Origin of the sequence: Enterobacter sp. 03-F-07-AD-ECC, assembly GCF_047530935.1 — a bacterium.
GTDB lineage: Bacteria > Pseudomonadota > Gammaproteobacteria > Enterobacterales > Enterobacteriaceae > Enterobacter > Enterobacter cloacae.
The window spans coordinates 88,845-101,862 of the sequence record NZ_JBLKBZ010000008.1 but is presented as its reverse complement, the minus strand read 5'-3'; the positions used below and the strand labels follow the sequence as shown (position 1 = coordinate 101,862).

General features: G+C 55.5%; 10 protein-coding genes. 3 read left to right on the top strand and 7 right to left on the bottom strand.

The genetic code is table 11. From position 1 onward, the window contains the following. Positions 1-3 precede the first annotated feature (3 nt). The 4 genes from yjfF to ytfQ form a co-directional block, all read right to left on the bottom strand. Positions 4-1,005, bottom strand: a complete 1,002-nt coding sequence (gene yjfF, locus ACMWKA_RS14385) for a galactofuranose ABC transporter, permease protein YjfF (RefSeq protein WP_014830436.1) — start codon at positions 1,003-1,005, stop codon at positions 4-6. Continuing rightward, positions 992-2,017: a galactofuranose ABC transporter, ATP-binding protein YtfT gene (gene ytfT / locus ACMWKA_RS14380; protein ID WP_161799150.1), complete on the bottom strand. Its 1,026-nt coding sequence runs from the start codon at positions 2,015-2,017 to the stop codon at positions 992-994. Before ytfT ends, yjfF begins: the two co-directional genes overlap by 14 nt. A gap of 10 nt (positions 2,018-2,027) precedes the next feature. Continuing rightward, a complete protein-coding gene (gene ytfR, locus ACMWKA_RS14375) occupies positions 2,028-3,530 on the bottom strand; it encodes a galactofuranose ABC transporter, ATP-binding protein YtfR (RefSeq protein WP_414760357.1) in 1,503 nt (500 codons plus the stop codon). Positions 3,531-3,636: 106 nt separating this feature from the next. After that, positions 3,637-4,593 carry a galactofuranose ABC transporter substrate-binding protein YtfQ gene (ytfQ, locus tag ACMWKA_RS14370; protein WP_014882271.1) on the bottom strand — a complete coding sequence of 319 codons (957 nt, stop codon included), beginning with the start codon at positions 4,591-4,593 and terminating at the stop codon, positions 3,637-3,639. Positions 4,594-4,902: 309 nt separating this feature from the next. On the opposite strand from ytfQ, the gene ppa reads away from it, so the two are divergent. The 3 genes from ppa (at position 4,903) to ACMWKA_RS14355 (ending at position 6,703) form a co-directional block, all read left to right on the top strand. Beyond that, a complete protein-coding gene (gene ppa / locus ACMWKA_RS14365; protein ID WP_008501423.1) occupies positions 4,903-5,433 on the top strand; it encodes an inorganic diphosphatase in 531 nt (176 codons plus the stop codon). Between the two features lie 218 nt (positions 5,434-5,651). Beyond that, on the top strand, positions 5,652-6,236 hold the full coding sequence (locus ACMWKA_RS14360) for a hypothetical protein (RefSeq protein ID WP_013095338.1): 585 nt from the start codon (positions 5,652-5,654) through the stop codon (positions 6,234-6,236). Further along, entirely contained in the window at positions 6,233-6,703 is a 471-nt protein-coding gene (locus tag ACMWKA_RS14355; RefSeq protein ID WP_414760356.1) for a hypothetical protein, read from the top strand. The genes ACMWKA_RS14360 and ACMWKA_RS14355 overlap by 4 nt, the downstream gene beginning before the upstream one ends. A 312-nt stretch (positions 6,704-7,015) precedes the next feature. Here ACMWKA_RS14355 and ACMWKA_RS14350 read toward each other — a convergent pair whose 3' ends face one another. The 3 genes from ACMWKA_RS14350 to tamA are packed head-to-tail and all read right to left on the bottom strand — an operon-like array spanning position 7,016 to position 12,869. Beyond that, positions 7,016-7,360, bottom strand: a complete 345-nt coding sequence (locus tag ACMWKA_RS14350; RefSeq protein WP_028027890.1) for a gamma-glutamylcyclotransferase — start codon at positions 7,358-7,360, stop codon at positions 7,016-7,018. A 2-nt stretch (positions 7,361-7,362) separates the two neighbouring features. Beyond that, positions 7,363-11,139, bottom strand: a complete 3,777-nt coding sequence (gene tamB / locus ACMWKA_RS14345) for an autotransporter assembly complex protein TamB (RefSeq protein ID WP_414760355.1) — start codon at positions 11,137-11,139, stop codon at positions 7,363-7,365. Beyond that, positions 11,136-12,869: an autotransporter assembly complex protein TamA gene (gene tamA, locus ACMWKA_RS14340; protein WP_013095333.1), complete on the bottom strand. Its 1,734-nt coding sequence runs from the start codon at positions 12,867-12,869 to the stop codon at positions 11,136-11,138. Before tamA ends, tamB begins: the two co-directional genes overlap by 4 nt. Between the last annotated feature and the right edge of the window lie 149 nt (positions 12,870-13,018).

Here is a 13,018-nt window from a genome sequence, read left to right as displayed (position 1 = left end):
ATGTTATCGCTCTGTTACTGATGTGTTCACGCGGGTAACAGGCGAGCTCTGGCGGTTCTCCCAGAGCACCGTCAGACCGCGCTGCAGGGCAATAAAAATAAACAGTAAAATGCCGATGGCGATTTTCGTCCACCAGGAGCTGAGCGTGCCGTCAAAGTTGATATAGGTCTGGATCAGCCCCTGGATTGCCACGCCAAACAGTGTTCCCAGCACCGTCCCCACCCCGCCGCTGAGCAGCGTGCCGCCAATCACCACAGAGGCAATCGCATCCAGTTCAACGCCAACCCCGGCCAGCGCGTAACCCGCCTGGGTGTAAATGGAGAAGACAATCCCCGCCAGCGTCGCCAGCCCGGTGGAGAGCATATAGATGCGGATGGTGGTGCTACGGGTGGAGATCCCCATCAGGTTGGCCGAGGTCGCGTTGCCGCCAATAGCGTAGACCTGATTACCAAACCGGGTGCGATGGGCAAGGAAGATACCAATGACCACCACGCCCAGCATCAGCAGCCCCATCGCGCTCAGGCGGCCCCCGCCGGGGATTTTCCACGCCAGGCTGGAGAGCGTGTCGTACACCGGATGGTTGATCGGGATCGACTCCTCAGACACCAGATAACTCACGCCGCGCAGGAAGAACATTCCGGCAAGCGTAATGATAAAGGCCGGGATCTTGAGCGCGTCAATCAGAAGCCCCATAAAGGCACCAAACGCACAGCCCATCACCAGCACCAGCGGAAACGCCACCAGCGGCGAGATGCCCCAGAAACCGATCGCTTTGGCAAGGAACACGCCGGTAAAGGCGATCACCGATCCGACGGAGAGATCAATCCCCCCGGAGAGGATCACAAAGGTCATGCCGACCGCGATGATGCCTAAAAAGGCGTTGTCCGTCAGTATGTTACAAATCACACGCGTCGAGGCGAACCCCGGGAACTGGGTCAGGCAGTAGAGATAGCCCAGCACAAACACGCCCAGCGTGATCATTAACGGTAAATTACGTTTTATCATGGCCACGGATCCCCTTAATGATGCTGACAAAGCGCGGTGACTGAACGATCAGCACGCAGAGCACGACCACCGCTTTCACCACCTGGTTGAGTTCCGGCTGGAACCCGGAAAGCAGGATCCCGGTGTTCATGCCCTGAATAATCAGCGCACCAATTACCGAGAGCAGCAGGTTAAAGCGCCCGCCCATCAGCGATCCGCCGCCAATGACCACCGCCAGGATCGCATCCAGCTCCAGCCATAACCCGGCGTTGTTGGCATCAGCCCCACGAATATCTGCCGCGACGATCACCCCAGCGATGGCGGCACACACGCCGCTCAATACGTACGTGAGCATCACCATCAGCCGCGTATTGACCCCGGCGTTGCGTGCCGCACGGATGTTGATCCCGACCGCTTCAATGAACATGCCCAGCGCCGTTTTGCGGGTAAAGATCCAGAACACCACCAGCGTCACCAGCGCAATGATCACCGGCGTGGGGAAGAAGAGCAGCTTGCCGCTCCCGAGCCACGCCAGGTTCGGCGAGTTGAAGGTAACAATCTGCCCCGAGGTGATGAGCTGTGCGACACCGCGCCCGGCCACCATCAAAATCAGCGTGGCAACAAACGGCTGGATTTTGAGCACCGCCACCAGAATGCCGTTCCACAGTCCGGCCAGCACGCCGGTGCCCAACGCCGCCAGCAGCACCACCGGCAGGCTGTGCCCGGCCACGGTCATTGAGGCTGCCGTCGCCCCGGCAATGGCCATCACCGCGCCAACAGAAAGGTCGATCCCGCCGGTGGCGATCACCAGCGTCATACCAATGGCGAGCAGCGCCACCGGCGCGGCGCGGTTTAAAATATCGATCGGGCTGCCGAACAGGCGGCCATCCTGCACGATTATCTGGAAGAAATGCGGTGCGACCAGGCTATCGACCAGCAACACCACCAGCAGCGCGGCGATTTGCGGCGTGCCGGTCGGCCAGTTGAAGCGGCGTTTTGTTTCGCCAGTTTGCGAAAGCGAACGAGACATCACGATTCACTCCTTACGCCGCGATGGCATTCATGATTGCCGGAACGGACAGTTTATCCAGCGGGATCTCTGCCACCTGCTTGCGATCGCGCATGATGATGACGCGATCGGCATAGCCCACCAGCTCCTCCAGTTCAGACGAGATGACCAGCAGCGCCAGCCCGTCCGCGCACAGGGTTTCAATAAGGCGGATAATTTCGGCGTGCGCCCCCACGTCAATGCCGCGGGTCGGTTCATCGAGGATCAGGAACTGAGGTTTGGTCAGCAGCCAGCGGGAAAGCAGTACCTTCTGCTGGTTGCCCCCGGAGAGGAACTCTATCGGCTGTTCTGCGCTCGGGGTACGGATACCGAGCTGGCGAATAAAGCGCTCGGCAATGGCGTTTTGCTCTTTCCGTGTGATCGGCCGCAGCCAGCCGCGCTGCGCCTGTAAGGCCAGAATGATATTTTCCCGCACCGAGGCGGCGGCAATAATGCCATCCGTTTTTCTGTCTTCCGGGCAGAAGCCCACACCCAGACAGGAGGCCTGATGTGGCGAGCGCAGGGTTTGCGGTTTACCTTTGATCAGCGCGGTGCCGCTGTCTGCAGGCTTGATCCCGAAGATCACCTCGGCGGTTTCGGTACGGCCCGAGCCTAACAGGCCCGCCAGACCGACAATTTCACCGGGGCGCACCTCCAGGTTAAACGGCGAGATGACCCCTTTCTTGCCGAAATCACTGAACGCGGCGACCGGTTTCTCACTCAGCAGCGTACGGCCGGCACGCTGGAGCGCATTGGATTCCAGCTCGCGGCCGAGCATCATTTTGACCAGTTCAATCTGCGGCAGCTCGCGGGTTTCGCGGCAGCCGACAAAACTGCCGTTACGCAGCACCGTAATGCGATCGCTCACCTCATACACCTGATCGAGGAAGTGGGTGACGAAGATCAGGCTCACGCCCTGATTGCGCAGCTGGCGCATCAGGGTAAAGAGCATCTCCACTTCCTGGGTATCGAGGCTGGCGGTGGGCTCATCAAGGATCAGCACTTTTGCCGAGAGGTCGATAGCGCGACAAATGGCGACAATCTGCTGCATGGCGACGGAAAAACGGTTCAGCGGCTCGCGTACGTCGAGAGAGAAGCCGTAAGACGCCATCAGTTTTGTCGCCCGCGCTTCCATCTCCTTGCGGCGCAGCAGGCCAAAGCGTCGTGGCTCCCGGCCAATAAACAGGTTATCCGCGACCGACATGTTCGGCAGCAGGTTCACCTCCTGGTAGACCGTCCCGATCCCCAGCTGCTGCGCATGGGCGGTATTTTTGGGTGATATGGCGTTACCTTCCAGCCAGATGGTGCCGCGATCGGCGTGATAAACCCCGGTCAGGGCTTTAATCAGCGTCGATTTCCCCGCACCGTTCTCGCCCAGCAACGCCATGATCTCGCCGCGTCGCAGGCTAAAATCAACGTTATCCAGCGCTTTTACGCCGGGGAAGAATTTACTCAAGCCCTCTGTGCGGAGGATTTCCTGGTGTTGTTCAGTGGTCATGGTTTTCCCCCTGCATCAAGCCGGATGGCGCTACGCTTATCCGGCCTACAAAAGAGCGTATCGTAGGCCGGGTAAGCGCAGCGTCACCCGGCATGTTCAGACAAGCTTAGTAGCCCATATTTTTCTTCTTCTCTAACTCTTCTTTCGCGGTATCCGGCAGGTAGAGAGTGGATTTGGTGACCGTCACCTTCTCAGGCATCGTGCCGTCCTTCTTGAATTTCTCCAGCGCATCGAATGCCGGACCGGCCATGTTTGGCGTGAGCTCCACGCTGGCGTTGGCTTCGCCGTCGATCATCGCTTTGTAGATGTCCGGCACGCCGTCGATAGAGCCGGTGAGAATATCTTTGCCCGGTTTCAGGCCCGCTTCTTTAATGGCCTGAATCGCCCCGATCACCATGTCATCGTTGTGGGCGTAAACCATGCAGATGTTCTTGCCGTTGTTTTCAGCCTTGATAAAGCTCTCCATGACCTCTTTACCTTTACTGCGGGTAAAGTCGCCGGACTGAGAACGGATAATTTTAATGTTTGGCGCTTTGGCGATGGCCTCAGCAAACCCCTTCTTACGGTCGATGGCCACGCTCGCGCCGACCGTACCTTGCAGCTCAACGACGTTACACGGCTTGCCATCCACCTGTTTCACCAGCCAGTCACCAATTAATTGCCCTTCAAGAACGTTGTTGGCGGTCACGGTGGTCATATAGAGAGATTTGTCTTTTACATCGATGGAACGATCGAGCAGGAAGACCGGGATCTCAGCGTCTTTCGCTTCCTTCAGGACAGGCTCCCAGCCGGTGGCCACAACGGGCGCAATAAAGATGGCATCCACACCCTGCGCAATAAACGAACGCACGGCTTTAATCTGGTTTTCCTGTTTTTGCTGACCATCGGCGATCTTCAGCGTGATGCCGCGTTTCTGGGCCTCGCTTTTCGCCACGTTGGTTTCTGCCGCACGCCAGCCTGATTCAGAGCCGACCTGCGAAAATCCTACGGTTAAAGGTGCGGCCATCGCCATAGACGACATGGCTGCCGAAACTGCTGTGACAAGAAGTAAGCGCTTCCACATATGAACGTCCTCGTAGGGTGAGTTATTGTTGGTTAAAAGATGTTCTGCGAAATGACTATAGCCAATGAAATATGTAACGAATTGCGTTACATCACACTTCAGAAAAGTGAATAAAACGTTAATCACAAGTTTGTAATCGCTTTCATTTCTCCATGAAAAATGCGGCTGAGTTTATGGATTTTTCTGTCATGGAATCGGTCTGAAAAGTGAGACGAACGCGGTGAGAAGACGAAAACAGGCGGAGACATTCAGCGCCAGTTGGCTATAATACCTGCCACTTGTTTACCATCCATTTTAAAGGACACAGACATGAGCTTACTCAACGTCCCTGCGGGTAAAGAACTGCCAGAAGACATCTACGTTGTTATCGAAATCCCGGCTAACGCAGATCCTATCAAATACGAAGTGGACAAAGAGAGCGGTGCGCTGTTTGTAGACCGTTTCATGTCTACCGCGATGTTCTATCCATGCAACTACGGTTACATCAACCACACCCTGTCTCTGGACGGTGACCCGGTTGACGTGCTGGTTCCGACGCCATACCCACTGCAGCCAGGCGCAGTCATTCGCTGCCGCCCAGTTGGCGTGCTGAAAATGACCGACGAATCCGGCGAAGATGCGAAACTGGTTGCGGTACCGCACACCAAGCTGAGCAAAGAGTACGATCACATCAAAGATGTGAACGACCTGCCAGAACTGCTGAAAGCGCAGATCACTCACTTCTTCGAGCACTACAAAGACCTCGAAAAAGGCAAGTGGGTTAAAGTTGACGGCTGGGACAACGCAGAAGCGGCGAAAGCAGAAATCATCGCCTCTTTCGAACGCGCTGCTAAGAAGTAATTCTTACCGCACATCGATAAAGCCCCGCTGGTCGGGGCTTTTTTGTACCTGGCTAACGCATCACAAGCGGATATTTAAGAAGAATCTCATTCCTTTTCATACCTATAATAAAACCATAAACGATGCACTATCATTTATGGTGGGGATAGTTGAATAGACTGGTCATTAACAACATACTGTCACGATGAACATTAATCCCCATTCATTATAGGATTCACATGTCATCCATTAACATTGATGTTGCCCGCCCAACTGGAATTTATTTTATCATTGAACGCCTGTATTCTCGCGATGGCCTGATGCCTTCTTTTGGGGAAATAAGTCCCTCTTTGACACAGGTACACCGTACTGTCATTCAGCTCAAACGTAAGCAAGATATGTTTATGGATGGTGTTAAGGTTATCCCCAAAGACATTACTCTTTGGCAACAGATAAAATATATTACGGGTTCAAAAGTCACGACCAAAGATACAGATACGTTAGTGTATACGACCGATTTTATCGGCTCCCTTGTTGCCACAACACCGTTAGGCAATATTGAACTTGAAAATATTCCTCGGTTCCTCACGACAGAGTCTATCCACTCGCTGCCACAGGCGGTGAGTTATGGCCGTGATCCCATTCCACAAGTTCTTCTGTATGGCCGTAAGGATATTGTTTTCTTTATGGACAATGGTGGAAAAGGCACGCCAACCGCTATTGCAAAATATAACCATAACACGCGCGATCTTGCCATAATCAAAGATCAGCTAGAAGCCAGTAAAACAATGAAAGAACTGCTCTCAAAAGGAGCAAAATTATGAATAAAAAAACTCATATCGTGAGTCTTTTCATCCTTATTATTGCCGCCTTTATCTTTGGCAGAAGCACATATACTGAATACCTGGCATGGTACTATGGGAGCAATAATTTAATATTTAGCGAAGTGAACAGCGCCTTATTATCCAGTTTATTCAACGGGTTCTTCTTCGTTCTTTCAGCATGTATTATTTATGCGTCGCTCACTCTATCAAAAAGAATCCCCAGAAATATCGTTGTTTCATGTCTGCTTCAGTTCTGTATTAATATCGGTCTCTATACGCTTTTCGTTGCCGTAGAGAGAGGATATAGTAAATTGCATACTTTAGGCCCGGGTGCTACTGACATTACCTACGGCTATTTTTTAGGGGCGTTGCTCACGAGCACCCTCCTGACCGTCGCGATCGTGAGCGTTATACATGCTAAGTTTCTTTCTTCAAAGCATAAAGATGGGCTACATAAAGGCGTTTGACTGTTACGGCAAAGACAGTAAATGGCAGTATCTCTGCATCCTGGCATTCCAGCTTGCCTGGTTTTTGGGGTACTTATGGATCCCTTATCGAAGTGATTATGCGATTCTGCTGTTTTTACTGTTTTTCCTGCCCGTCATTTCAAGCAATACGCGGTGCATAAACTACTATGGCCGTTCACGCGCCCTGTGCCTGTTATGGCTTATTGCCCCGTACATCATGCTGTTTGTTCCTCTGTTTTTGACCCGTCGCCGGGATACAGAAGAGAGTTGAAGGCACAAAAAACAACGCCACCTCACGGTGGCGTTGTTTTTTCAGTACTGGTCTCTGTCTAACCAGTTACCGCTTACAATCCGCGTTAACCCTTCGACCGGACGCTGGTAGACGTACATCCACGCACTTCCGTACGGCGTCTGGATCAACTGGCGCGCGTATTCACCGCCCCTGGTGCGCAAGGCATCAAGTTCGGCAAGTGTCGCGTTATCAATACGATAAACTTCACCGTGTACTGTTCCTTCGCCGGGAACCGCGCCTGGATAGTGGCCCAGGCTGTACAACTGGTAGTTTTCGATATTGTAATTCCCAAGCAACAGGGCATTGGTCATCCAGTGACTGTTGCCTTGCTTGGTTCGTAAACTGCCGTAGACAAATATTCGCATTGCTAAAACTCAAACTGATAGAGCAGATCAAGTGCCTGGTCTACGCCGGACACTGCTTCCAGATATAGCTTAGGCATCAGGCGATAGCGTAACGTGAGAGTTGCCAGCGAGTCAAAGATCCCCACGCCATATTTTACCTGCAGACCCGGCAGTACATAGCCGCTGACCACCACCTGCGAGGAGTCACCCACGCCCTGGGTGTCCAGCGCCAGATTGCTTACGCCGAACGTCTCACCGATTTTACCCACAACCTGACCACTTTGTGCAACCCCCAGACCCACTAACATTGAGGTCATCGCTGCACTGTCGCTTTGGCCGCTATCCAGGCCCTGACCACGCAGCAGGTAAGAGAGTGCTTCCTGCTGGGACATCGCCGGGTCGGAGAAGATCTCCGCCTTCGGTTCGTCGGCCGAACCGGTGACGCGCACGCCCGCAATCACGTCGTTTTCTGTCGCTTCCGGGTTACGAATCGCTTCAATGTTGAGCAGCGGCTGATCCGGCGGACCGGAGAACAGCAGTTCACCTTTACGCACAATCAAATCCTGACCATAAGCATGGAAGCGCCCTTCAGGAATGTTGATCTGCCCGTTCAGGCCAAGCCCCTGTCTGTCCTGCGCCACTTTCAGGTCACCCGTCAGGCGTGCCTTCAGCCCAAACGCGTTCAGACGAACGTTATTCCCCACATGCACGGTAAGATTGCTGTTGATCGGAATGCCCGCGCTTTGCTGATTAATCGGCTTGAGGTTATCGTCGAGCATCACTTCATCACTGGAGACGCCCACCGCGCTTTCCGGCACCTCGTGAACCACGATGCGCGCCCACGGCACGTCCACGTTCCCGTCGAGGGTAAAGAGGCTCGGCGTTGCTTCAAAGACGATATCCGGCGAGACATCCAGACGTACCATCGGCGGTACGGTGATCCTCACCTTGCTGCCTTTCGCGGCGATACGGGCGCGCCAGTTATCAAGCTGGCTCCAGTCGGCGTCACCGCTGAGGTTGATTTGCCCCTGCTGGGTCAGCACCGAGCCGTTCAGCGTTGAGCTCATCCCGTTGAAGTTCATCGTAATCTGGCTTGGCTGCATATCGAACGGCATAAAGTTGCCGTCGATATCCACACCGTTTAGCTGCATCTGACCGAACAGCTGCGGGCTTTGCGCGTTGCCCGCCAGCCGCAGGTTCGCGTTGAGCATCCCCGCCGCTTTTTCACCGCGCGAGAAAATCGGGTTAACCATCGCCAGGTTGAAGTTGCGGATAGAGACGTTCCCGCCCAGATTACGTCGCCCTTGTGGGTCGGTAATCTGCACCTTACCGTCGAACTGGCCATTATTGGTCAGGCGGATAAGCCACCCCAGCTCGGCGCGGTTTTTGTGCAGATCGGCGCTCAGGTTCAGAGTATCAAACGCCACCGGCAGCGGCGCGTTGTTGACATCCTGTGTCACCTTCACGTTGCGGCCAGAAAGCGTCACGCTGCCCTGTGGCAGCCCCTCTTTGGTGGTGTCCCAGGCCACATCAGCCTTCCCGCTAAAGACGCCGCTCGCCTGAGTGGTATCCGGCATGAACGGTTTTAACATCGCCAGATCAAAACGATTGAGGGTGATCTGCGCGCGCCCTTCCGCTCCCGCGTCGATGGTCTGCGGCACGCACAGCTCCGCATTCGGGTTGGTCCAGCAGTGTGGGCCAATGCTGATCTTTTGTTCGGCATTGCGGTAGTCCAGGGCAATAGCGCGTGACAGCACCAGTGGCCCTACCGGGGTGTTGAAACGGGTGTTGTCGAGCGTCCCTTTCCAGCGCTCCGCCTTGCGGTCGAAGCTCCCCGTCAGGTGAAGCTGCCCGGAAACCGGCTCGCCCTGCACGCGCAGCTGGAGGTCGTGCTGCTTCTCGTTGCCTTTGGCGTCCAGGGTCACCAGATTAATGTTCACGTCCGGCTGAGAAATGCGCTCCACGCGCAGGTTCAGGTTACCGCCGATCTGATCGGTGGATTTCACATCCCCGTCAACGCGCACACGGGCGATGGACAGCTCCTGCCAGCGCAGGTTACTGGCCGTGATATCCGCCAGCAACTGCGGTGCATCCACCGTGCCGCGGACCTTAAGCAGCCCCTTCGCCGTGCCGCCAAGCCCCGGAAGGGCGTTATCCAGATTCGGCGCATCGATAGTGGCGTCGAGGTTCAGATCTTTCACCCCCAGCTCGCCTTTGATATCCGCCGTGTTGCGGCCCAGCGCCACGTGCAGACCCGGGATCACCCACTGCAGGTAGCTGTTGCCTTTGAGCGAACCTTCTACGTTAACCTTGTTCTGCTTCACGTTACCGGTGAGCTTGATTTCCGGGACATCCATCTGCCACGTGCCGCCGTACAGGCTGCCGCGGGTTTTGATAAGACCGTCCAGTTTTGACGGCCAGTCCGGCACCTCTTTCGCCGTGTTAATCCCCGAGAGCTTCAGCTCACCGCGCCAGCTGATCGCCTGCTGCCAGTCGAGCAGCGCGGTCAGCTCGGTTTTGCCTTCCAGCGCCGCAACGGTCAGTTTGTCGAGATTAACCTGTTGTTCATTCCCTTTTGCATCCAGCGTGATCGTGGCGGGTGGCACGTCCTGGCCCTTCACGGCGGTACGGAACGACAGCGTGTAATCGGTCATCTTGCCGCTCAGCTTCAGCTTCAGGTCATCGGCCTGGAACTGTTTTTCGCCGGTGAACGGCCAGTACAGCTGCTTGCTGACCACCTCAAGGTTAAGTGGCAGTCCGGCTTCCGCCAGCTGGGTTTGCGCGCGCAGAACCATGTCCACCGGGCCGGAGAGATTCACCCCGACATCCAGCTTGTCGCGTAGCGCGCCGCCCACCTTAACCTTCACTTTTTCGCCTTTCAGCGGGTCGATGTTGAGCGCGCTGTTCAGGGTAATATCCACCGGCCAGTTGTCACGCAGCAGGGCATGACCCGAGGCATTGACAGAGCCCTGGTTGGTGTCGATATCCAGCGCGTCGAGCTTCATGTTGCCGTCGATGCTGCTGACCTTCAGCAACATGTTATAGACCGTGAGATCGGTGTCGCCAGTCAGACGCAACTGCTCGCCCTTGAACGCTTCGATATTCAGGTTCAGCGGCAGGTGCACGTCCGTCATCTCCGGCAGGACGGGCTTCGAGAACAGATCTTTCAGCGTTTCACCCAGCGGTTTCTCTTCCGGCTGTGGGTTCTGGATCTTCGGCTCGACGATCTCCTCTTGCGCCACGTCCGCCACCTTCGGCAGCGCGATCAGCAATCCCTGCAGGGTGGTTGGCGTCAGGGTGAGGTTTTTCTCCTGCCAGCGCAGGCCGGAGGTGAAATCCATCACCGATACGGTGGTGTCATCGATTTTGACATTGACGTTGTCCAGCGACACCCGATAAAGCGCAATCGGGTACGGCGTCGAGAGATTCAGCGGGCCGCTGTCCTCTTCTTCAACCGGCGCTGATTTCGGCATTTTCTCCGAATCAATCGCCACGTTCACATCTTTTAGCGACAGGTCGTTGACGCAGAGCTTACTGTCCCGCAGGCAACCCAGCCTGACGGCAAGGTGAAACTCGCCCGCGTTGACCGCAACGCCAGGCTGCTCGTAGCGAATATTCTTCAGACGTAGATCGCGCCAGCCGCCCGTCACCTGGCCGATTTCCAGCCCGGGTACCCAGCGGTTCGCCGCGTTAAACAGCAGATGCAGGCCGGTTGTCGTGCCCACCAGAAACGCCACCGTACCGAGCAGCAGCACGATAAAAATCAGTACTCCGAGGCTTATCTTCTTCCATAAACTCATAATTCAGGCCCAAGACCGATGTAAAACTGTAAACCGTGTTCTTCTTTGTCACCCACCGGTACGGCGAAGTCGAGCTTGATGGGCCCGACGGGCGACTGCCAGCGCACGCCCACGCCCGCGCCGGTTTTGAAATCACTGCGGCGGATATCGCTCACCGCTTCGCCGCCGTCCACAAACATGGCGCCCCACCATTTTCCGCTGACGTTGTACTGGTACTCCAGCGAGCCGGTCGCCAGCTTGGAGGCCCCGATCAGCTTGCCGTCATCATCTTTAGGCGCGATGGATTTGTATTTGTAGCCGCGGATACTGCGGTCGCCCCCGGCGAAGAAGCGCAGGTCAGGCGGGACTTTGTCGAAGTCGCCGGTTTCAATCCAGCCGAGGTTACCGCGCATCACAAAGCGGTGTTTGTCATACAGCGTGCGGATCCAGACGTTTTGCGCCTGAATTACCGAGAAATCCACATCGGAACCCCACATGGTGTTGGAGTAATCGATAGAGTAACGCTGGGAATCGCCCCAGGTCGGCATCAGGCCGCCGCGTGAGCGGGTACGGCTGATCATTACCCCCGGATAGAGCAGCATGGTGGTGTTGGTGACGTTGGCCTGGGTAAAGTGGTCAAGACTCCAGCGCAGGTTAATGGCGCGCTGCCAGCCGCTGGAGAGATCCCAGAATCGGGATACGGCAAGCGTGGTGGAATCCGACTCGGTATCGTTCAGATCGGTACGCTTAAAGCCCCCCTGGACCAGGTAATACTGCTCAAGCGGGTTCTTCAGCAGCGGAATTTTGTAGCTGAAGTCGAGCTGTTGCTCCGGGGCTGAGATACTGGCACTGGTGGTCAGGCTATGGCCGTACGAGTTCATCCACGGCTTTTTCCAGGTCGCCCTCACGCGCGGCCCCACGTCCGTTGAATAGCCAGCCCCGGTCTCAATGGTGTTTTCGGTGCGTGGCGACACCACACCGTGCAGCGGTAATACCTTGGTTTTGCGGGCCTTTTCAAACTCCGGCGCAACGACCACCGAATTAAACCACCCGGTTGCCGACAGGCGGCGGTTCAGCTCGGCCAGATCGCGTGAATGGTAGTAGTCACCCTTTTTGAACGGCACGAGGTTTTGCAGGTACTCTTCACGAATTTGCGAGCCTTCGAACGTCACGTCGCCAAAGCGGTAGCGTTCGCCGCTGTCATAGTCGATATCCCAGAAAGCCTGGCGTCTGCCCAGCGCAATGCCCAGCTGGCTTTTATTGAACTGGCTGTCGAAGTAGCCCTTGCGTAAGGAGACGCTCGTCAGCGATTTTTTGAAACTGTCGTAATCACCGTGATTCAGTACGGTACCAATTTTAGGCCGCGTACTGAGCAGATCCAGATAATCGCGATCGGTACGCGCGCCGCCGCGTAACACCACATTGGTGCCGCCTATCAGCACCGGCTCACCCGGCGAGACGCGGGCAATAAGCACCTGCCGCCCCTTTTTTGGCGGTGGGCGGAGATCGAAATCGATGGTGGGTTCGTAATATCCCAGGGCTTTTAGCCCTTCGCGTATCGCGTCATCCACGCGTGCACGAAAACGCCGGTCCGGCGTCACTTCGTCACTTTCAATCGTCGACAGCTGTGCACGCACGTTTTTTTCCAGCGCCCCGGATAACCCCTCAACCTGCAAACGGACATTCGCCGCGCTGGCAACCCCGCTTGTCAGCAAGACACTGACCAAACATAACTGGCGGATTTTTGTCACGTTCTCTCCTGAATATCCCTGTTTCCACCCTGGAAGCAAATGAAGTGCCGCTCCGCGGCAAAATACGGCCTGTTGGCCAAAAAACCCAATTCTCGGGTTGAAAAAGGGTGTAACACCCAAATATTTCTTATGATTAAATCTAGACTCAT

Coding starts and splice junctions, on each gene's coding strand:
- yjfF (WP_014830436.1), bottom strand. CDS start 1,005: ATGATAAAACGTAATTTACCGTTAATGATCACGCTGGGCGTGTTTGTG.
- ytfR (WP_414760357.1), bottom strand. CDS start 3,530: ATGACCACTGAACAACACCAGGAAATCCTCCGCACAGAGGGCTTGAGT.
- ytfQ (WP_014882271.1), bottom strand. CDS start 4,593: ATGTGGAAGCGCTTACTTCTTGTCACAGCAGTTTCGGCAGCCATGTCG.
- ppa (WP_008501423.1), top strand. CDS start 4,903: ATGAGCTTACTCAACGTCCCTGCGGGTAAAGAACTGCCAGAAGACATC.
- ACMWKA_RS14360 (WP_013095338.1), top strand. CDS start 5,652: ATGTCATCCATTAACATTGATGTTGCCCGCCCAACTGGAATTTATTTT.
- ACMWKA_RS14355 (WP_414760356.1), top strand. CDS start 6,233: ATGAATAAAAAAACTCATATCGTGAGTCTTTTCATCCTTATTATTGCC.
- ACMWKA_RS14350 (WP_028027890.1), bottom strand. CDS start 7,360: ATGCGAATATTTGTCTACGGCAGTTTACGAACCAAGCAAGGCAACAGT.
- tamB (WP_414760355.1), bottom strand. CDS start 11,139: ATGAGTTTATGGAAGAAGATAAGCCTCGGAGTACTGATTTTTATCGTG.